The organism is Halomonas sp. NO4 (assembly GCF_010994375.1).
GTDB lineage: Bacteria > Pseudomonadota > Gammaproteobacteria > Pseudomonadales > Halomonadaceae > Halomonas.
Window position 1 is genome coordinate 113083 of record NZ_WHMA01000007.1, and the last position, 18648, is coordinate 131730.

20 protein-coding genes and 2 tRNA genes are annotated in these 18648 nt (G+C 66.2%); 6 read left to right on the forward strand and 16 right to left on the reverse strand.

The features are described 5' to 3' along the window. Positions 1 to 42 precede the first annotated feature (42 nt). From purC to dapA, 4 genes are read right to left on the reverse strand one after another with little or no spacing between them, the layout of a single operon-like run. Positions 43 to 756 (reverse strand): phosphoribosylaminoimidazolesuccinocarboxamide synthase, encoded by a 714-nt coding sequence (purC, locus tag FEF15_RS07860; RefSeq protein ID WP_163558600.1) that lies wholly within the window; start codon positions 754 to 756, stop codon positions 43 to 45. 36 nt (positions 757 to 792) lie between these two features. Beyond that, positions 793 to 1596, reverse strand: a complete 804-nt coding sequence (locus tag FEF15_RS07865; protein ID WP_163558601.1) for an MBL fold metallo-hydrolase — start codon at positions 1594 to 1596, stop codon at positions 793 to 795. Beyond that, positions 1596 to 2567, reverse strand: coding sequence for a lipoprotein, NlpB (locus tag FEF15_RS07870; protein WP_240454108.1), 972 nt, complete (start codon positions 2565 to 2567; stop codon positions 1596 to 1598). Before FEF15_RS07870 ends, FEF15_RS07865 begins: the two co-directional genes overlap by 1 nt. 58 nt (positions 2568 to 2625) lie before the next feature. Further along, a complete protein-coding gene (dapA, locus tag FEF15_RS07875) occupies positions 2626 to 3510 on the reverse strand; it encodes a 4-hydroxy-tetrahydrodipicolinate synthase (protein WP_163558602.1) in 885 nt (294 codons plus the stop codon). 186 nt (positions 3511 to 3696) lie between these two features. Between dapA and FEF15_RS07880 the strand changes: the two genes are divergently transcribed. Further along, positions 3697 to 4173, forward strand: coding sequence for a peroxiredoxin (locus FEF15_RS07880; RefSeq protein ID WP_163558603.1), 477 nt, complete (start codon positions 3697 to 3699; stop codon positions 4171 to 4173). 13 nt (positions 4174 to 4186) lie between these two features. On the opposite strand, the gene FEF15_RS07885 is transcribed toward FEF15_RS07880, so the two are convergent. Both FEF15_RS07885 and FEF15_RS07890 read right to left on the reverse strand, forming a co-directional pair. Next, positions 4187 to 5287 (reverse strand): AI-2E family transporter, encoded by a 1101-nt coding sequence (locus FEF15_RS07885; RefSeq protein WP_163558604.1) that lies wholly within the window; start codon positions 5285 to 5287, stop codon positions 4187 to 4189. Further along, positions 5284 to 5532, reverse strand: a complete 249-nt coding sequence (locus tag FEF15_RS07890; protein ID WP_163558605.1) for a sulfurtransferase TusA family protein — start codon at positions 5530 to 5532, stop codon at positions 5284 to 5286. The genes FEF15_RS07885 and FEF15_RS07890 overlap by 4 nt, the downstream gene beginning before the upstream one ends. A gap of 131 nt (positions 5533 to 5663) precedes the next feature. On the opposite strand from FEF15_RS07890, the gene FEF15_RS07895 reads away from it, so the two are divergent. Further along, positions 5664 to 7115, forward strand: a complete 1452-nt coding sequence (locus FEF15_RS07895; protein WP_163558606.1) for a M48 family metalloprotease — start codon at positions 5664 to 5666, stop codon at positions 7113 to 7115. 63 nt (positions 7116 to 7178) lie between these two features. Here FEF15_RS07895 and nadA read toward each other — a convergent pair whose 3' ends face one another. From nadA to FEF15_RS07910, 3 genes are all read right to left on the reverse strand, one after another. Beyond that, entirely contained in the window at positions 7179 to 8207 is a 1029-nt protein-coding gene (gene nadA, locus FEF15_RS07900; RefSeq protein WP_163558607.1) for a quinolinate synthase NadA, read from the reverse strand. A gap of 210 nt (positions 8208 to 8417) precedes the next feature. After that, positions 8418 to 9134, reverse strand: coding sequence for a Crp/Fnr family transcriptional regulator (locus FEF15_RS07905; protein WP_163558608.1), 717 nt, complete (start codon positions 9132 to 9134; stop codon positions 8418 to 8420). Between the two features lie 175 nt (positions 9135 to 9309). Next, the gene (locus FEF15_RS07910; RefSeq protein ID WP_163558609.1) at positions 9310 to 10029 is read right to left on the reverse strand and encodes a Crp/Fnr family transcriptional regulator; all 720 of its coding nucleotides are present in this window, start codon (positions 10027 to 10029) and stop codon (positions 9310 to 9312) included. 218 nt (positions 10030 to 10247) lie between these two features. Here FEF15_RS07910 and FEF15_RS07915 point away from each other — a divergent pair, with 218 nt between their 5' ends. Together FEF15_RS07915 and FEF15_RS19620 are read left to right on the forward strand one after the other, a co-directional pair. Next, positions 10248 to 10493 carry a hypothetical protein gene (locus tag FEF15_RS07915; RefSeq protein WP_163558610.1) on the forward strand — a complete coding sequence of 82 codons (246 nt, stop codon included), beginning with the start codon at positions 10248 to 10250 and terminating at the stop codon, positions 10491 to 10493. 92 nt (positions 10494 to 10585) lie between these two features. Continuing rightward, on the forward strand, positions 10586 to 10696 hold the full coding sequence (locus FEF15_RS19620) for a DUF3309 family protein (protein ID WP_276208204.1): 111 nt from the start codon (positions 10586 to 10588) through the stop codon (positions 10694 to 10696). Positions 10697 to 10782: 86 nt separating this feature from the next. On the opposite strand, the gene FEF15_RS07925 is transcribed toward FEF15_RS19620, so the two are convergent. Beyond that, entirely contained in the window at positions 10783 to 10986 is a 204-nt protein-coding gene (locus tag FEF15_RS07925) for a CsbD family protein (RefSeq protein WP_163558611.1), read from the reverse strand. A gap of 380 nt (positions 10987 to 11366) precedes the next feature. On the opposite strand from FEF15_RS07925, the gene FEF15_RS07930 reads away from it, so the two are divergent. Further along, positions 11367 to 11915 carry an outer membrane beta-barrel protein gene (locus FEF15_RS07930; protein ID WP_163558612.1) on the forward strand — a complete coding sequence of 183 codons (549 nt, stop codon included), beginning with the start codon at positions 11367 to 11369 and terminating at the stop codon, positions 11913 to 11915. A gap of 415 nt (positions 11916 to 12330) precedes the next feature. Next, entirely contained in the window at positions 12331 to 13644 is a 1314-nt protein-coding gene (locus tag FEF15_RS07935; protein WP_163558613.1) for an SEL1-like repeat protein, read from the forward strand. A 119-nt stretch (positions 13645 to 13763) separates the two neighbouring features. Here FEF15_RS07935 and FEF15_RS07940 read toward each other — a convergent pair. The 6 genes from FEF15_RS07940 to FEF15_RS07965 all read right to left on the reverse strand — a co-directional run bounded on the left by FEF15_RS07940 (position 13764) and on the right by FEF15_RS07965 (position 18644). Beyond that, positions 13764 to 13839: transfer RNA gene (locus tag FEF15_RS07940), tRNA-Lys, on the reverse strand. A gap of 37 nt (positions 13840 to 13876) precedes the next feature. Continuing rightward, positions 13877 to 13952, reverse strand: a tRNA-Lys gene (locus tag FEF15_RS07945). Between the two features lie 73 nt (positions 13953 to 14025). After that, positions 14026 to 14883, reverse strand: a complete 858-nt coding sequence (gene rluB / locus FEF15_RS07950) for a 23S rRNA pseudouridine(2605) synthase RluB (protein ID WP_163558614.1) — start codon at positions 14881 to 14883, stop codon at positions 14026 to 14028. After that, a complete protein-coding gene (gene scpB, locus FEF15_RS07955; protein WP_163558615.1) occupies positions 14880 to 15746 on the reverse strand; it encodes an SMC-Scp complex subunit ScpB in 867 nt (288 codons plus the stop codon). The genes rluB and scpB overlap by 4 nt, the downstream gene beginning before the upstream one ends. Then, positions 15743 to 16612 (reverse strand): ScpA family protein, encoded by an 870-nt coding sequence (locus tag FEF15_RS07960; RefSeq protein ID WP_240454110.1) that lies wholly within the window; start codon positions 16610 to 16612, stop codon positions 15743 to 15745. The genes scpB and FEF15_RS07960 overlap by 4 nt, the downstream gene beginning before the upstream one ends. Before the next feature lie 199 nt (positions 16613 to 16811). Further along, entirely contained in the window at positions 16812 to 18644 is a 1833-nt protein-coding gene (locus FEF15_RS07965; protein ID WP_163558638.1) for a DEAD/DEAH box helicase, read from the reverse strand. Positions 18645 to 18648 lie beyond the last annotated feature (4 nt).

An 18648-nucleotide genomic window follows, 5' to 3' on the forward strand; every position in this document is an offset into this window, starting at 1 on the left:
CGAAGGGCCCCGCAGGGCCCTTCGTGAGCGGTCCAGCAGCCGTCAGTCGAAACGCACGCCGATGCGCCGTCCCACTTCCTCATAGGCCTCGATCACCCCGCCGAGCCCCTGGCGGAAGCGATCCTTGTCGAGCTTCTCGCGAGTCTTGGCGTCCCACAGCCGGCAGCCGTCCGGCGAGAACTCGTCGCCCAGCACGATCTCACCCTGGAAGAGGCCGAATTCCAGCTTGTAGTCCACCAGCAGCAGCCCGCCGTCGGCGAACAGCTGCTTCAGGACGTCGTTGACGCGGAACGTCAGCGCCTTCATCTCGGCGAGCTGTGCGGGGGTTGCCCAGCCGAAGGTCTCGGCCAGCGACTCGTTGATCATGGGGTCGTGCAGGGCGTCGTTCTTGAGGAACAGCTCGAAGGTGGGCGGGTTGAGCGCCTGGCCCTCCTCCACGCCGAGGCGCTTGACCAGCCCGCCGGCGGCGAGATTACGTACCACGCACTCCACCGGGATCATGTCGAGCTTCTTGACCACGCTCTCGGTATCGGAGAGACGCTGCACGAAATGGGTGGGAATGCCCGCCGCGGCGAGCTGCTCCATGATGTAGGCGTTGAAGCAGTTGTTGACCTTGCCCTTGCGCGCCAGCGACTCCATGCGCTCGCCGTCGAAGGCGCTGGTGTCGTCGCGAAAGTGCAGGATCAGGTGGTCGGGGTCGTCGGTGGCAAAGACCGACTTCGCCTTGCCGGCATAGAGTTCTTGACGCTGTTCCATGGGTGCCTCCGGGCGCGGATACGAGAAGAAAAGGGGTCAGTCGATGCACTGCCAGGCCATGCCATCGGCCTGGGCGGCCACGATCAGCCGCGAGTCATCGCCGTCGAGGAGCGGGACCAGGGTCTCCAGCACCCGCTCGGGACGGTTGTTGTGTTCGGAGAGGTGCGAGCAGACGATGCGCTGCAGACGGTCGAGCCCGAGCCGCGGCAAGAGGCCCGCCGCCTGAGCGTTGGCCAGATGGCCCCAGCGGCCGCCCACGCGGCGCTTGAGCCGCGGCGGGTAGGGTCCTTCAGCGAGCATCTGCACGTCGTGGTTGCACTCCAGCACCAGCGCATCGCAGCCGGCAAAGGCCTCCGCCACGTGATCGCTCGCATGGCCAAGGTCGGTGAGCACGCCCAGGCAACGCGCGCCGGCGGTGAAACGGAACTGCACCGGCTCGCGGGCATCGTGGGGCACGGTGACCGGTGCGACGCGAATACCGCCGATGGCAAAGGGCGACTGCGGCGTGATCCAGTGGTGGCATGGCACCTCCCCCAGGCGGCCGGCGAGCCAGGTGCCCGGCGTGAGATGGACCGGCACGCCGTAGCGACGCGCCAGCGGCCCCACCCCGCGCAGGTGGTCACCGTGTTCATGGGTGACCAGCACGGCGTCGAGCTGGCGAGGGTGCACACCAAGCCGCGCCAGGCGCCGCTCCGTCTCGCGCAGGCCGAAGCCGCAATCGACCAGCAGCCAGGTCTCGCCGTCGCTGACCAGGGTGGCATTGCCCTTGCTGCCGCTGCCCAGGGAGGCGAAGCGCAGCCGTCCCGGCGGCGCTGCCGCGGCGAGCCGCCCGCCCGCCATCAGCGCAGCAGGCCCGCCACCCGCTCCAGCAGCTCACGGGCATCCGCCTCGGTGAAGCGCCGCTCGCTCTCGTTGATGGCGCGCAGCACCGTGCGCTCGGCCCCGGCCGGCTCCAGAGCCAGGCGAATGGTCTGCGGCATCTGGCGCACGTCGGGGCTGAGCACGATGGAGACGAAGCCGCGCTCGCGCTCCGAGGCGGTCATGTACTCGATCAGGAAGTCGTGGCTCGCGGGATTCTGCTCGAGCAGCTGGCGACGCCCCTCCACGGTGAAGTCGGCTTCCAGCTGATGGCTGAGCTCGGCCCAGACGCGGTCGACCTCAAGCGGAATCTCGACCACCCACTCGCCGCTGTCACGCTGGGTGAAGCGCAGGCGATCCTCGCTGGCCAGGCGCTGGCCACTCAACGAGGCGGCGCTGGCCGTGGCGCTGCGCGCGCTGAAATGCTGCTCGAGGGCGTCCAGGCAGTTCGCCACCGGGCGCCCGCCCTGTTCGCAGCGCACCTCGCTGTCGCCGGCGCGCAGGCCCTGGCGCACGCTCAGGCGCCCCTGGGCGGTGACGATCTCGCCGCGCTCGTTGTCCATGCGCTGCACGGCCAGGCCGCGCGAGTTGACGAAATCCTGCAGCTGCGGCCACACCATGCCCGGGTCGGCGCCCACCACCAGCCAGCGGTCGTCGGCGATCTCGCGGCGCTCGACGAAGTCGCGCTCCACGGCACGCCCGGCGGCGAGACGCGACGGCATCGGCGTCTCGGCGGGCTCACCACGATTGGGACGCGAGCCGGCGGCACGGGGCACCGGCATGGCATCCTGGTAGCGCTGCGGGTTGCGACTTTCCGGCAGCACGAGCGGGGCGCTGCGCTGGGCCTCCACGTAGTCGAGATTGCGGTCGTCGTAGAAGCCCTCACGGGCACAGCCGGCAGTGGCCAGGGCAGCGACCGCCACCAGCGGCATCCATTTCAGCGCAGAATTCATGCATCCACCTTGCATCGGGTTGTCGGGGCAGCGGTCACCGGGTTCGGGCGTGCACCGCTCAGTCGTCGATCACGCCGGCCAGCTGCAGGGCCTCGTCCACGGTCGCGTGGTACTTGTCAGAGAGCCAGGTCAGCGGTAGGCGAATGCCCGGCTCGATCAGACCCATGCGATTGAGGGCCCACTTGACGGGAATCGGGTTCGCCTCGATTCCCAGGTTGGTGTGCAGCGGCATCAGGCGCGTATTGATCTGGTGCGCGCGCTCGGTGTCGCCGGCCACGGCGGCGGCGCACAGGTCGTGCATGGCCCGGGGCGCCACGTTGGCGGTCACCGAGATGTCACCGTGGCCGCCCATCAGCATGAAGTCGCAGGCCGTGCCGTCGTCGCCGGAGTAGAGCATGAAGCCGCTGCCCTTGAGACGCGCGATGAGGTCCTCGGCGCGCTCCAGGTTCCCGGTGGCGTCCTTGAGGCCGATGATGTTGTCGACCTCGGCGAGGCGCAGCACGGTCTCGTTGTAGAGGTCCGAGCAGGTGCGACCCGGCACGTTGTAGAGGATCACCGGTAGGCGGCTGCCCTCGGCCACTGCCTTGAAGTGCTGGTAGAGCCCCTCCTGGGTGGGCTTGTTATAGTAGGGGCACACCGAGAGACAGTAGTCGGCGCCCACCTCGCTGGCATAGCGCGCCAGTTCCACCGCCTCGGAGGTGGCGTTGGCCCCGGTGCCGGCGATGACCGGGATGCGACCGGCCACCTCCTCCACCACCGCACGGATGACGTCGAAATGCTCGGCGAACGACATGGTGGTGGGCTCGCCGGTGGTCCCGGCGGCGACGATGGCATCGGTGCCGTTGTCGAGATGGAAATTCACCAGGCGACGCAGGGCCTCCCAGTCGATGTCGCCATTGACCTTCATGGGTGTCGCCAGGGCGACGATGCTGCCTGTGATCATGTCCTACCTCTTGCTCTAGCCGCGCTTGCGTCCCGGGGCTGCCGCTGTAGCCAGCTGCCAAAGGGTCAATGTTACTCAGGCGGCCGAGGGCTGTACAGCGCGCCGGCCGCGGCTTTTGACAGCGCCACGGCAGTTGCGTGTAATCAGCACTGACCCTGACCCCGCCAGCACAGACCAGGAGCCTTTATGACCCTTGCCATCGGCCAGCCCGTTCCCGACTTCACCGCCACCGCCACCGGCGATGCCGCCGTCAGTCTTGCCGACCTGCGCGGGCGGCAGGTGGTCGTCTACTTCTACCCCAAGGCGAGCACCCCGGGCTGCACCACCGAGGGGGGCGACTTCCGCGACCGCAAGGCGGACTTCGACGCCGCCAACACCGTGATCCTCGGCGTCTCCCGCGACGGCATCCGCGCCCAGGAGAACTTCAAGGCCAAGCAGGGCTTCAACTTCGACCTCATCTCCGACAAGGACGAAGCCCTCTGCCAGCTGTTCGACGTTATCAAACTCAAGAAGCTCTACGGCAAGGAGCACCTGGGCATCGAGCGCAGCACCTTCCTGATCGACGCCGAGGGCAAGCTGGCGCGCGAGTGGCGCGGGGTCAAGATCAAGGGCCATGCCCAGGAAGTGCTGGAGGCCGCTGAGGCGCTGCACGGGGGCCGCTAACGCGGCCGCGCCCTCACTCCTCGACCAGCTCCCGCTGCGCCGCTTCGGCCTGGCGGGACTGGATGCCCCGCGGCCAGGCGTAGACCAGCGCCTTGATCAGCGTGGCCAGCGGAATGGCGAAGAAAATTCCCCAGAAGCCCCAGATACCACCGAAGAAGAGCACCGCCAAGATGATCGACACCGGGTGCAGGTTGACCGCCTCGGAAAATAGGATCGGCACTAGAACGTTGCCGTCGAGCGCCTGGATGATGCCGTAGGCGATCAGCACGTAGACGAACTCGTCGGTCATGCCGAAGTGGAAGCCGGCCACCGCCGCCACGGGCAGTGTGGCCACGGCCGCACCGATGTAGGGCACCAGCACCGAGAGGCCCACCAGCACGGCGAGCAGCGCCGCATAGGGCAGCCCGAAGAAGGCGAAGGTGAGAAAGGACACGGTGCCGACGATGACGATCTCGATGAACTTGCCACGCACGAAGTTGGCGATCTGGTCGTCCATCTCCTGCCAGATGCGCGTCATCAGGCCGCGCTGCTGGGGCAGCAGCGACAGCGTGAAGCCCACCAGCCGATCGCGATCCTTGAGCATGAAGAAGACCAGGATCGGCACCAGCACGAGGTAGACGATCAGCGCCACGACGTTGCCCAGCGAGGCCAGCGACAACGTCAGGGCACGCTGGCCGAACTGGGTCATCTCGCGCCCGGCGGCGGCGATCCAGTTCTGGATCTGGTCGGGAGTGATCAGGTTGGGGTAGCGCGCCTGCAGGTCATCGAGCAGTTGCTGGCCGCTGGCGAACATGCGTGGCGTCTCCTGCACCAGCCCCACCAGCTGATTCCAGATCAGCGGCATCAGAATGAAGGCCATCGCCAGCAGCACACCGATGAAGGCCAGGAACACCATCAATACCGCCAGCAGGTGCGGGGCGCCCTGCCGCTCCAGCCAACTCACGACGCCCTGCAGCAAAAAGGCGATCACCAGGGCGGTGAGAAAGGGCGCCAGCATGCGGCCAAGCAGCACCACCACGGCGACCCCCAGTGCCAGCAGCACCAGCAGGATCACCGCTTCCTCGTTGGAGAAGTAGTGGTCAATCCAGCTCTTGAAGACGGCACGCAGCGTCATGGCGTCGGCTCCCCGCCCTTGCGCAGCCAGTAGTGGTAGGTTTCTCCGCGCGTCTCGCGCGCCACCAGTTCATGCACGCTCTGCGCGGTGAAGGTCTCGAAGTCGCGCCACGAGCCGGCATCGGTGGCCATCACCTCGAGCAGTTGCCCTGCGTCCAGGCGCGACAGGGCCTGCTTGGCCTTGAGTAGCGGCAGCGGGCAGGGAAGGCCACGGGCATCGAGCACGTCGTCTGGTTGCACAGCCATGGTGTCTCCCGGGAAAATGAACGGCGATGCCGCTTGCCAGCGCCATCGAATTCCTTGCGATTTAAAGGCACTTTGCAGGTCGAAGCAATGTCGGAAGGAGACTCGTCCACCCCGTCACCACGAGGAAGGCCATGCTGCGCAACCTCCGCTCCGGCCTCGCCGCCGGCCCTCTGATCGCGGCGCTTGCCCTGCTGCCCGCCCAGGTCGCGGCTACGGAAGACTATGGCCTGCCCAGCCTGGCCGGTGCCAGCCAGGCCGCCAGCGACGAGGAGTATCGCCTGGGCCGTGCCTGGCTGCGCCAGTTCCGTGCCCAGGCCCCCCTCTGGCAGGATCCTTTCGCCCAGGAATACGTGGAATCGCTGGTGGCAAGACTCACCCCACACAGCGCCCTGACCGATATGCGCACGGTGGTTACCCTGGTGGAGAGCCGCACCCTCAACGCCTTTGCCGTACCCGGCGGGGTGGTCGGGCTCAACGCCGGGCTCTTCGCCTTCGCCGAGGAGGAAGACGCTGCCGCCTCGGTGGTGGCCCACGAACTCGGCCACCTCTCGCAGCGCCACTATGCCCGCGGCATGGAACGCGCCGAGCAGACCCAACTCCCCGCCATGGCTGCGATGCTGGCCGGCATGCTGATTGCCGCCAGCGGCGCCGGCAATGCCGGCATTGCTGCGGCCATGGGCTCCCAGGCGGCACTGCTGCAGGACCAGCTCACCTACTCGCGACGCTTCGAACAGGAAGCCGACCGCATCGGCCTGCAGGCCATGACCCAGGCCGGCTTCGACCCCCAGGCCATGGTGCGCATGTTCCGCGCCATGCAGCGCCAGGTAAGCCTGCAGGGCGGCAACCCGCCGGAGTTCCTGCTCACCCACCCGCTCACCGAGTCACGACTCAGCGACATCGCCTCCCGCGCCAGCCAGCTGGAAGCGGCAAAATCCGAGCGGGAAGCGCCGACCTACCACCTGATACGTGCCCGGGCGCTGCTGGCGCTGCATGAGCGCACCCCCCAGCAGGCCGTCACCCGGCTCGCCCAGGGCGAGGCCCCCGACACCGCCCGGCGCTACCTGGATGCCCTGATCGCGGCCGAGGGCGGCAACATCGACCAGGCCCTGAGCGAACTCGACCGGCTGGCCGACGCCCTTCCCGACCTGGCGATACTGCCAGCCAGTGCCGCCGAGGCTGCCTTCCAGGCCGGCCGTTACGACGAGGCCATCCAGCGCAGCCGGCGGCTGCTACGCCTGATGCCGGGCCATGTGCCGACCCGCCTGATCCTCGGCGAGGCGCTGCTGCAGCGCGACCCCGACGAGGCCTACCGCGTGCTGCGCGAGCTCACCGAAAGCCGTCCGGAACACCCCCAGGCCTTCGCCCTGCTCGCCGAAGCCGCCGGCCGCAGCGGCCGTGAAGCCTGGGGTCACCTGGCACGTGCCGAGCAGCTGCAGCTCAGCGGAGAGATAGACCGCGCCGTCCGCCAGCTCGACGTCGCCAGCGACGTTGCCGAACGCGACGGTGACCGCTCCGCCGCCAGCCGCATCGAAACGCGCCGAGAAGACTTCATCGACTATAGGGAGACGATGGAGAAGTTCTGATCAGGAACGAGGAACAAGGGGCGAGGCGCGATGAAGAGCGCCTCGAGCCGCGCCCCTCGAACCTTATGCCTGGAAGTTCAGCATCCGCTCCAAGGGCTTGAGCGCCGCCTGGCGCAGCGCGGCATCCACGAAGACCTCCCCGGATTGCTCGCGAAGGCTCGCCGCCAGGTTGTCCAGGGCATTCATTGCCATCCAGGGGCAGTGGGCGCAGCTCTTGCAGGTGGCGCCGTTGCCGGCGGTGGGCGCCTCGAACAGCGTCTTGTCCGGCACCGCCTGCTGCATCTTGAAGAAGATGCCGCGGTCGGTGGCCACGATCAGCTTGTCGTTGGGCAGCGACTTGGCGGCCTTGATCAGCTGCGAGGTGGAACCCGCCACGTCAGCGAGTTCCACCACCGGAGCCGGCGACTCGGGGTGCACCAGCACCGCGGCTTCCGGGTAGAGCGCCTTGAGGTCCTCGACGCCCTGTGCCTTGAACTCCTCGTGGACGATGCAGGCGCCGTCCCACAGCAGCATGTCGGCACCGGTCTGCTTCTGGATGTAACCGCCCAGGTGCTTGTCGGGGGCCCAGAGGATCTTCTCGCCGCGTGCCTGGAGGTGCTCGATCACGTCCACGGCAATGGAGGAGGTCACCACCCAGTCGGCGCGCGCCTTCACCGCCGCGGAGGTGTTGGCGTAGACCACCACGGTACGGTCGGGATGGGCGTCGCAGAAGGCGCTGAATTCCTCGGCCGGGCAGCCCACGTCCAGTGAGCAGGTGGCCTCCAGGGTGGGCATCAGCACGCGCTTCTCCGGCGAGAGGATCTTGGCCGTCTCGCCCATGAAGCGCACCCCGGCCACCACCAGGGTCTCGGCCTCGTGGCGGGCGCCGAAGCGTGCCATCTCCAGGGAGTCGGCTACGCAACCGCCGGTCTCCTCGGCGAGCTGCTGGATGGCGTCGTCGGTGTAGTAGTGGGCCACCAGGACGGCGTTGTGAGCCTCGAGCAGGCGCTTGATCTCGGCAACGCGCGCCTCGTCCTCGGCGGGAATCCGGGTGGGGCAGTAGGTACGTGCGAGCTGCTCACGCAGATCGGCACGGGAAGTCATGATCGTCATCGTGTCTACCACTGTGACCGGCAGGGGCTCCCCCTGCATGGACCGGGAACATCGCCACCGCGCGCTCCGCGCGGGCGATGCGCCAAGGAGCCCGTGGCGTCTCTCGCGGTTGGGCTCCGCTGGCTGCTGCTCAATGCAGCAACCGTCTTCATTCTAGACCACGATGCACCGTAATTGCTCCCCCGGGCTTCACGAACCCGTGAAGATGCATCAGCAGTGGTCGTCCAGCACCTGCGAGTATAGCGAACGGTCGGCACGATAGCAGCCACAGGACGCTTCGATCAGGCCGGCCCGGTCGAGCACGATGATGTTACCGCGACGATAGCTGATCAACGCTCGCTCTTGCAGCGCCGTTGCCGCCTGAGTGATGCCAGCACGCCGGACACCCAGCATCGCCGCCAGAAATTCGTGGGTCAGCTGTAGCCTGTCGGAACCGGCGCGATCCTGGGTCATCAGTAGCCAGCGCGCCAGCCGGGCCTCGACCTGGTGAAAGTGCGTGCAGGCAGCCGTTCGGGCAAGCTGACCGATGACCACATAAAGGTAGCGTTGCAGCCGCTGTTGCAGCACGGGACAACTGGGCAGCAGACTGCGAAACCGAGCGGCATCCATGCGCAGCGCCATGCCGGCGCCTTGTACCAGTGCACACAGCGGCGATTGCTCGACGCCGAGGAGCAACGATACTCCCATCATGCCCTCGCGCCCCGCCATTGCCACTTCCAGCCGTTCGCCGTCATCGAAGCTGACGATCAGCGAAATGAAACCGTCGAGGGGAAAGTAGACCTGCTCGATGAGCGCGCCCGGCTCGACCAGAATCTCCCCAAACACCAGGCTTGCAGGCTCGCAAGCGGCCATGAAGGCGGCATGTTCAGTCGCCGGCAGCGCATGAAGCAGCCGGTTGGCGGCGGGAAAAGCGGGGCGGGGGTGCATGGCTGCTCCGGCGTCGACGTACCTGGCAAGCGGCATGGATACATACTGAATGATTTCGATGTCGACTGCAGACCGAGATCCTGAGAGACTTCAATCAGGCGATATGGGTGCAGACTAGCATGCGGCAAAACACGCGTCGGCACGCTAGCGTACATAGGATGGATGGGATGCGGGCTCACATCTTCGTTCGACCATCCAGCAGACGGTCGTACTCGCTTTTGACCACCGCATAGCACTCGCAGACCCTGGCTTCGAGACCCGGCCGGTCGAGCACGGTGATGTGTCCACGATGATAGGCGATCAGCCCCGCCCGTTGGAGCTTGCCTGCCGATTCGGTCACGCCTTCCCGGCGCACCCCGAGCATGTTCGCGATCAATTCCTGGGTCATGATCAACCGATCACCCGGCAAGCGGTCGAGGCTCAGCAGCAGCCAGCGACACAGCTGCTGGTCGACGGTGTGGTGGCGGTTGCAGACCGCCGTCTGCGCCATTTGCGTCAGCAGCGCCTGGGTATAGCGAAGCAGCAGCCGCTGCATCGCACCGGCACGATAGAATTCATCCTTGAGGCGCTGCCCCTTGAGGCGATAGGCCTCGCCGGCACTCTGCACGATGGCCCGGCTCGGCGTCGTCTCACCGCCCATGAACAATGACACGCCCACGATCCCTTCATTGCCCACCACCGCAATTTCCGTGGAGGCCCCGTTCTCCATCACGCAGAGCAGCGACACGATGGCATCCAGGGGGAAATAGACGTGCTGCATCACGCCGCCGGATTCGCACAGCGACTTCCCCAACGGCAAGGCCACTCGCTCGAGGTGGGGTAGCAGCCGCGCTCGTTCGTTCTCCGGCAATAGCGCCAGCAGCTGGTTCCGAGGGTCATACGGCGGTGCCGACATCCCTAGCTCTCCTTTGTGGGCTTCAGCGCCAGGGACTGTGGACTATGTGGGTCACCAAACGGATGGCACTCGCGTCCTCCCGGCAAGCTGTCACCAGTATAGAGGCTTGGCGGCGCTCTACGTACGCTAGCGCACCGACGCCGGCCTACCGATCCACCATGATCGTGCTACCGATGCTTCACGAACTCGTGAAGGCCGGACAGTGACGCGAGGTCACCATGTCATCCTCCCTCCAGCACGACACTCTTCCCTCACCTGCATTCGAGCAATTCACGCGCCTGCCCAACCGTGAGACGAGTGAACAGCAGCATGGCTATCCCTTCAAACCGCAACGCTTGCCCGAAGCACCACTTGCGACACTTCCCGGCGAGAAACTCGACGAGCCCCCCAAGCGCGCTGCCGAAGGCGACGACGACCTGATGAGCAATGACATCAATGCGACCGCCCCTGAGGCACTGTCATGACGCATCAGTAGCCGTATCCGTCCCAGGGCGACGACTCACGCCTTGGGCCGACGGCATACCTCCACTGCCGAGCCCGAGATCGTCGAGCGACGGTGGAGGCCATTTCCGCATGGCCACACAGCATGGACTGGGGTTATATGCCTGGCAGTGTTACGGGAGTAGTCCTGCTGGTGCTGGTATCGCTCTTGGCAGGCAAGGCTTGAGGCAATCCATACCCGATATGAAATGCCGGCGACATAGCGTCGCCGGCAGTATGCAATAGGTGACGAACCCCGAAAACTAGCGAAGATCAGTGCTTGGAGGCCTTTTCAAACTCTCTGACCTGCTTTTCAGCCTCTTCTCTCGAAATACCGTAGGCCTGCTGAATTTCGCCTGCCAGCTGGTCTTGTCTTCCAGCGATTTCATCGAGTCGATCATCGGTCAGCTTGCCCCAATGCTCTTTCACTCTACCCTTTAATTCTTTCCAATTACCTTCGATAGTATCTTTGTTCACCTGTCTCTCCTTCGGCCTTGTCTGCCGACTCATGGAGCCGTGGGACGGACACACATTGGCGCAAGACTTCGGTCCATCACCTCCACATCTTGGCCCTTATGTCGAGTCGCGTCTGTTGGTTATCGCACGCAAGCGTGCTTCTTCCGCCCAGCCGTGCGCTATACCACTCTCCCATCGCTCCGGCATCCACGCCTGAATCCCTTTTCATCGTCTTGCGTACGCTTACGCACAGACGGCCGAACGGTCGGACAACGATCCTGAAGCGGGCGTATACGCCGGCTGACTGCCTTGGCCTCTACCGCCGCAGCACGGTCTGCGCCTAGTTGGTAATGGCGCAGTTCGCAAATGCAATCTGCATGAATGCAAGCAAGGAACCTCTCATGAACACGATCAACGCTGCGGCAATCGCCATCTGTATTCTCGGCGCACTACCGATGACAGCATCCGCACAATCCTCCGAGTTCGGCCCTCAACAGGGCGGCCGGGAGTTCTCCCTCTCCGGAACCGGCAGTAGCGACCGGAATTTCGATAGCAGCAGCTTCGGCGTGACCGGCGACCTGGGATGGTACTTGCGCGATGACATGGTTTCCGGCATCCGGCAAAGCATCAATTACGCTAGTATCGAAGGCGAAAATATCAAGGATGATTTCTGGAACGGCTCGACCCGTGGATATTTCAACTATCAATTCCTAAAAGATCGCGCGCGGCCTTTCATCGGCGGCAGCCTCGGCGGCATCTACGGCGACGGCGTCAAGGACAGTGCCTTCGCCGGCGTGGAAACGGGTATGAAGTACTACGTGCAGACGAACACTTATTTCCTTGCCCGTGCCGAATACCAATTCTTTTTCAGCAGCACTAGTGATGCTTCCGATGCATTCCAGGACGACGGGGCCTGGGCCTATACGGTGGGGCTGGGTTACAACTTCTGAGTCATGGCAAAGCGCTGACAACGCACGGTGTCACCCAGCTTCCAGGGACGATGATCTTTATGTACGACAGCGCACAGACGGTAGGACAGCCATGACATATATTCAACATGAGCTTGGCAAGGAAAAGGGAACCGCCTGTACAGGGAGTTACGCTAGGCGTCGCACGGATTTCGGCGCCACCACGACACGAACCATCCCGCAGCATTCTTGAAACAGAACATGCGCCGCAGAGGAAAGCTTCATGAACAACATCGTCTATATCGTCGGCGCAATCGTCATCGTGCTGGTGATTCTCTCCGTCCTCGGTCTTCGTTGAAACGAACCACGCCACGCGAAGTAGCCGATCGGCAAGGCAACACGGTGCGATACAGAACGGCAGGTTGAGAATGACGCCCATGTTCACTGGAGACGCCCCGTGATCATCACCAAAGGATTCGTGTTCCTGCTCCTCCTGCTCGGTCACATCGCACAGGCCAGTGCCGTTGACACCTACGCCGACGCCCTGCGGACCTACGAGCGGCAGGAGTACCGCCAAGCCTTTCAGATGTTTGATCGGCTTGCCACTACCGGTGATGCCGATGCTCAGTACATGCTGGGACGCCTGTACGAGACTGGCAACGGGACGCCACAGGACTTCGTGCAGGCCCACAAGTGGTACAACCTGGCCGCGGCCCGCGGTCATCGCAACGCTGCCGAGGCTCGCGATTCTCTGGCCGATCTCATGACGTCCGGGCAGATCGCCGAGGCGCAGCAGGCAACGCGTGGCTGGCAGCCGAAAGCGGCATCCTCTTCCCGGGCGAAACCTGCATCGCGGCCCCACATCGAGTCCTTGTCGGATCGGCAAGGCGTGGCCGAAATACAGCGCGAGCTCAATCGACTCGGCTATGACGCCGGCCCGGTGGATGGAACCATGGGGCGCCGGACCCGCAATGCGATACGCGACTATCAGGCCGACATGGACATGGCTCAGGACGGCCACGCAACGTCCGGCCTGCTGACACGCCTGCGCCAGACGAGGAGACAAGAACAAGAAGTCGTGGCGCCCTCCGAGCCGGAACCGACTGCCGCATCTCGGGTCGCCCTGCAGGACGACTTCGGCGACGGCGATTTCCGTGGCAATCCTCCCTGGACGGTGCTCAGCGGCAACTTCACGGTCGAGGAAGGCGGCCTGCGCAGCATCGTGGAGACACAACGCACGACCGATCGCGAGGCACGCACGCTCAGCGCCGAGCGGCCGGAGGAGATTGGCCTGCTGATCCTCGATCAGACGGGTGACACCCGGCAGGGCCAGGTGTCCACCCCGGTGGAACCGGCACGCATCTTCGTCAATGCTCCCGTCGACAATGCCTTCAGGCTGGAGCTTGAACTCGCCTCCCAGCAGCGGCCAGGCAGTCTGGAACTGGGACTCTTCAAGGGCAACCGGCCCAATGGCACCGGATATCGACTGGTCTACTCTCCCGGATCACGCCCGGGACTCAGCCTGGTCAGACTGACCTCCGGAAACGTCGAGGTGGTTGCCCGCTCCGAGAGCAGGCTGGACCTCGAGGACGGCTGGTTCCACCGCATCGTCTGGACCCGCGACGCGAACGGAACGATGCAGGTCCACGTGGATGACCAGCACCTTCTTCAGGCAAGAGACGCTGGACTCCCCGATCGCTTCCAGGGCTTCATGCTGGCCAATCAGGGGGGCGACTACACCTTGGGCCGGGTGCGGCTCCAAGATCGCTGATCCCTCGCATCAAGGCTCCTCGTGGGGATGCTCCCTGTCTTAGCGACTCTCTGAGACGCCAAGTACAACGAAAAAAGCGCCGTCGCTTCTCGGGAAGCAACGGCGCTTTTCATCGTGACTGGTGGGTCGTGTAGGATTCGAACCTACGACCAATTGGTTAAAAGCCAACTGCTCTACCAACTGAGCTAACGACCCGTAACCCATGGCGCAGCGGCCATGGCTCAGGTCCGGATGGTGGGTCGTGTAGGATTCGAACCTACGACCAATTGGTTAAAAGCCAACTGCTCTACCAACTGAGCTAACGACCCGTCCGAACGGGTGCAGATACTACTGATCTACCCCCGTGATGGCAAGCGCTTTTTGCCTTTCGTCGCAGTGGCGTCAGCGCCGCGGGCGCCCTTTCGGCTTGCGCATGGTCTGCACCGGCTTGCGCTTGTGCTTGTCGCGGCTCCAGCGGTTCTTCTCGTCGGGGGTCAGTTCCGGCACCTTGCGCGGCGCCAGGCCGGCGGCCTCCGCCAGGTCGTCGACCTCCTCTTGGGTGAGTTCCACCCACTCGCCGGCCTTGGCGCGTTTGTCGAGAAAGATGTTGCCGTAGCGCACCCGCTTGAGGCGGCTCACCGTGAGCCCCTGGGATTCCCACAGGCGGCGCACCTCGCGGTTGCGCCCCTCCATGATCACCACGTGGAACCAGGTGTTGATGCCCTCGCCGCCGAACTCCTGGACGTCGGTGAAGCGCGCCGGACCATCCTCGAGCATCACCCCCTCGACCATGGCCACCACCTGCTCCTTGGCCACTTCGCCCATGACGCGCACCGCGTACTCGCGCTCGACCTGGGTGGAGGGGTGCATCAGGCGGTTGGCCAGCTCGCCGTCGGTGGTGAAGAGCAGCAGGCCGCTGGTGTTGATGTCGAGCCGGCCGATGGCGATCCAGCGCTCGCCCTTGAGGCGCGGCAGGCGGTCGAAGACGGTGCGCCGCCCCTCCGGGTCCTTGCGCGTGCACAGCTCGCCCTCGGGCTTGTTGTACATGATCACGCGACGCGGCGTCTCTTCGGCGCCGCGCAGGGTCACCGGTCGCTCGTCGACGGCCACCTTGTCGTTCATGGCGATGCGGTCGCCCAGGGTCGCCACCTTGCCGTTGACCTTGACGCGGCCGTCGGCGATGGCGGCTTCCATCTCGCGCCGCGAACCCAGTCCGGCGCGAGCCAGGACCTTCTGCAGTTTTTCCGTGGTGGTGCTCATGAGTCGTTGCTTGTCTCATCGGAGGTGGATTCCGCCCCCGCTCCGCCGTCCTCATCGACGCTGGAGCGGGCACGTTCGGCCAGGCGAGCCTCGAGATCGGCGAAGCTCAGCCCGGGCCGGTTGGACGCCTTCCCGGCGTGGTCAGCGTCGGCCGTCCCGGCCGTCGCGGGGGAGGCGTCGGCGTCGGCCGCCGCCTCCGGGGTCTCGTCGTTCTCTCGCTCACGCCGGGGAGCCGCCTCAGCCTCTTCCGGCGCTATGTCGGCCTGGGCCAGCAGCTCGCTCTGCGGCGGGGGCGGCGTCTCCTCCCAGGCAGCGGGCGAGTCGTCGAAGTCCTTGAGCGCATGCATCGGTGGCAACTCGTCGAGGGTCTTCAAGCCGAAGTCGTCGAGAAAGGCGCGGGTGGTGGCATAGACCGCCGGGCGGCCGGGCACGTCGCGGTGACCCACCACGCGAATCCAGCCGCGCTCGGCGAGGGTGCGCATGATCGAGCTGCTCACCGTCACGCCACGCACTTCCTCGATGTCGCCGCGGGTCACCGGCTGGCGGTAGGCGATCAGCGCCAGGGTCTCGAGCAGCGCCCGGGAGTAGCGTTGGGGCCGCTCGTCCCACAGCCGTGACACCCAGGCGGCGAGCCGCGGCCGGATGCGCAGCTGGTAGCCCGAGGCGGTCTCCAGCAGCTCCATGGCGCCGCGCTCGTGGCGCAGGGAGAGCCGCGACAGCGCCTCGCGCAGGGCACGGCGCGGTGGGCGCTCGTGGTCGTCGAAGAGCGCCTCGAGCCGCTCGAGACCGAGCGGCTCACCAGCGGCGAGCAGGGCCGCCTCGACGATCTCGTCCAGCGCCTCGGGAAACTCCATGGCCGTCATGGCGACGCCTCTTCCTCATCATCGGCAAAGGGGCTCTCGCCGTCACGCTCAGTTTCTTCCGCCGCCTCAGTGTCGAAGGCGTCTTCCGACGCCTCTGTGGTCGCCCGCGCCCGCACATGGATCGGCGAAAGCGGCGAGTTCTGCACGATCTCGATCATCGCCTCCTTGGCCAGCTCGAGGATCGCCATGAAGGTGACGATCACCCCGGCGCGCCCCTCCTCCAGGGTGAACAGCGCTTCGAAGGGCGTGAAGCGCTCATGGGAAAGCCGCTCCATGACCGCCAGCATGCGCTCGCGGGTGGAGAGCACCTCGCGGCTGACCTGGTGCGCCTGGTTGAGCTCGGCGCGCTTGAGAATCCCCGCCAGCGCACCGAGCAGCTCACCGAGCTCGACCTCGGGGTGGATCACCCGCGCCTCCAGCGGCGGCAAGGCAGCGCGGGCCGGGAACCAGTCACGGCCCAGGCGCGGCAGCTCGGCCAGCGCCTCGGCGGCGCTCTTCAACTGCTCGTACTCCTGCAGGCGGCGGATCAGCTCGGCGCGCGGGTCTTCCTCCTCGTCGTCGCCCCCCTCCTTGGGCGGGCGCGGCAAGAGGGTGCGCGACTTGATCTCAGCCAGCATCGCCGCCATCAGCAGGTACTCGCCGGCCAGCTCGATCTCCAGCGCCTTCATCAGCTCCACGTACTCGATGTACTGGTGCGTGATGGCCGCGACGTCGATGGCCAGGATATCCAAGTTCTGGCGCCGGATCAGATAGAGCAGCAGGTCCAGCGGCCCCTCGAAGGCCTCGAGGAACACCCTGAGCGCCTCCGGGGGAATGTATAGATCCTCCGGCAGCTGGGTGATCGGCTCGTCGAACAGCCGCCCCAGCGCCTCGGCCTGCTGGGCCGCGGCCGGCTCGGGGCTGGCGGTATCGGACGTAGCGCTCACGCGGCGGGCCTCTCCGGATAGGCGGAATCAACGGGCCAGTCTAGCAAGATGGTGCCCGGGGAGACAGCACCGAGGCCAGCGGCTGCGCTCAAAGCCCGTTCGAGGCTGATCCAGCATCTCTCGCTGAGACCGCCCATGGTTACCCCGCCGCGTCCGCCCGGCGGTAGCGCCCGCGGTAGTCGAACAGCTTCTCGCGCACCTGCCAGTGGCGGCCCACCTGGCGGCCCACCACGAAGTCGGGGTGGCGCAGGCGATGCTGCTGGCAAATCACGGCCTCGGGCGTGTTGGCCTCGAACGGCACACCCGGCGCACGCAGATGGTCGCGCAGAAAGGCCGCGGCGAAGGCGCGCCGCTGGGCCGGCGTCTCCAGGGCGAACCATTCGGCGAGCGCGACACCGTCCTCGTCATGGTAGGTGACCTTGAGCCGTGGCAGGCCGCGGCCGTTGACGGTCGCCTCGAGCTGCATGCCACTGACCCGCAGCACTCGGGCGTCGCGCAGGCGCAGGGCTTCCTTGAGCTTGTCGTCGGCATCCACCAGCAGGCGTGCGCAGCCGTGGCAGCGCCGTGCGGCGATGTCGTTCTCGGCGCCGCAGTCGTCGCAGACCTTGAAGCGAAAGCGGAAGTCGCACTGCTGCCGTCCACAGGCGCCCGACCCCGCGCCACGCCCTCCCTTGCCGGGCAGGGCCGACTCAGCGGTCTCGGCATCCACCAGCCCCTGGCAGCGGCGACCGAAGTGCTCGATGACCAGTTCGCCGTTGCGCCGCCCCCAGAAGAGGTTGGCGTGGCCGCAGGCCGGGCACTCCACCTGCACCGGTTCGGTGTCGGCCGCCGGCCGGGGCGAACCCACCTCGGGGGCATAGAGGTCCCAGGGGTTGCCTGCGTAGTCGAGGATCAGGCAGTCGCGCTTGCCCGGCGAGAGGCGCAGGCCGCGGCCGACGATTTGCTGATAGAGGCTCACCGACTCGGTGGGCCGCAGGATGGCGATCAGGTCGACGTGGGGCGCGTCGAAACCGGTGGTGAGCACCGCCACGTTGACCAGGTACTTGATCTCGCGCGCCTTGAAGGCGGCGATGAGCCGCTCGCGCTTAGGGCCGGGCGTCTCGCCGGTCACCAGCGCCGCCTCGCCGGCGGGCAGGCAGGCGAGCACCTCCTCGGCGTGGGCCACCGTGGCGGCGAAGAGCATCACCCCCTGGCGGTCGCGCGCACGCGCCACCACCTCGGCGACGATGCCCGGCGTCGCCCGATTGCCCGCCACCACTTGATCGAGCTCCGCCTCGCGAAACCACCCGCTCGCGGCCGGGGTGAGCGCCGCGAAGTCGTAGCGTGCGACGGCGGCATCGATGCGCCGCGGCTCGGCGAGGTAGCCCTGCTTGACCATCAGTCGCAACGGCTGCTCGAAGACGCAGTCACGAAAGAAGCAGTCGTCGTCGCCGCGCACCATGCCGTGATGGTGGCGGTGATAGATGAAGCCCTGCCCCAGGCGATAGGGGGTGGCGGTGAGCCCCAGCACCTTGAGGCGCGGGTTGGCCGCGCGCAGCCGGTCGATCACCTGCCGATAGCTGGCGTCCTCCTGGGGTGACACCCGATGGCACTCGTCGATCACCAGCAAGGTGAAGGCGTCATCGTCGAAGCGCGCGAGGTGTCTCACCACCGACTGCACCGAGCCGAACACCACCTGGCGCGCGCTCTCCTTGCGCCCCAGGCCGGCGCTGAAGATATCCGCTTCCAGGCCATAGGCCAGGTACTTGGCGTGGTTCTGCTCCACCAGCTCGCGGACGTGAGCCAGCACCAGCACGCGGCCACGGGCCAGGCGAGCCAGCTCGGCGATCACCAGCGACTTGCCGCTGCCGGTGGGCAGCACCACCACCGCCGGCTCGCTCGAGCCGCGGAAGTGGGCCACCACACGCTCCACCGCGGCCCGCTGATAGGGACGCAGGCTGGGGAAGCTCACCTCAGAACGACTGAGATTCATCATG

Bases quoted from the DNA above. Each gene is read 5' to 3' on its own strand.
- purC (WP_163558600.1), bottom strand. From the start codon at position 756: ATGGAACAGCGTCAAGAACTCTATGCCGGCAAGGCGAAGTCGGTCTTT.
- FEF15_RS07865 (WP_163558601.1), bottom strand. From the start codon at position 1,596: ATGGCGGGCGGGCGGCTCGCCGCGGCAGCGCCGCCGGGACGGCTGCGC.
- FEF15_RS07870 (WP_240454108.1), bottom strand. From the start codon at position 2,567: ATGAATTCTGCGCTGAAATGGATGCCGCTGGTGGCGGTCGCTGCCCTG.
- dapA (WP_163558602.1), bottom strand. From the start codon at position 3,510: ATGATCACAGGCAGCATCGTCGCCCTGGCGACACCCATGAAGGTCAAT.
- FEF15_RS07880 (WP_163558603.1), top strand. From the start codon at position 3,697: ATGACCCTTGCCATCGGCCAGCCCGTTCCCGACTTCACCGCCACCGCC.
- FEF15_RS07885 (WP_163558604.1), bottom strand. From the start codon at position 5,287: ATGACGCTGCGTGCCGTCTTCAAGAGCTGGATTGACCACTACTTCTCC.
- FEF15_RS07890 (WP_163558605.1), bottom strand. From the start codon at position 5,532: ATGGCTGTGCAACCAGACGACGTGCTCGATGCCCGTGGCCTTCCCTGC.
- FEF15_RS07895 (WP_163558606.1), top strand. From the start codon at position 5,664: ATGCTGCGCAACCTCCGCTCCGGCCTCGCCGCCGGCCCTCTGATCGCG.
- nadA (WP_163558607.1), bottom strand. From the start codon at position 8,207: ATGACGATCATGACTTCCCGTGCCGATCTGCGTGAGCAGCTCGCACGT.
- FEF15_RS07905 (WP_163558608.1), bottom strand. From the start codon at position 9,134: ATGCACCCCCGCCCCGCTTTTCCCGCCGCCAACCGGCTGCTTCATGCG.
- FEF15_RS07910 (WP_163558609.1), bottom strand. From the start codon at position 10,029: ATGTCGGCACCGCCGTATGACCCTCGGAACCAGCTGCTGGCGCTATTG.
- FEF15_RS07915 (WP_163558610.1), top strand. From the start codon at position 10,248: ATGTCATCCTCCCTCCAGCACGACACTCTTCCCTCACCTGCATTCGAG.
- FEF15_RS07930 (WP_163558612.1), top strand. From the start codon at position 11,367: ATGAACACGATCAACGCTGCGGCAATCGCCATCTGTATTCTCGGCGCA.
- rluB (WP_163558614.1), bottom strand. From the start codon at position 14,883: ATGAGCACCACCACGGAAAAACTGCAGAAGGTCCTGGCTCGCGCCGGA.
- scpB (WP_163558615.1), bottom strand. From the start codon at position 15,746: ATGACGGCCATGGAGTTTCCCGAGGCGCTGGACGAGATCGTCGAGGCG.
- FEF15_RS07965 (WP_163558638.1), bottom strand. From the start codon at position 18,644: ATGAATCTCAGTCGTTCTGAGGTGAGCTTCCCCAGCCTGCGTCCCTAT.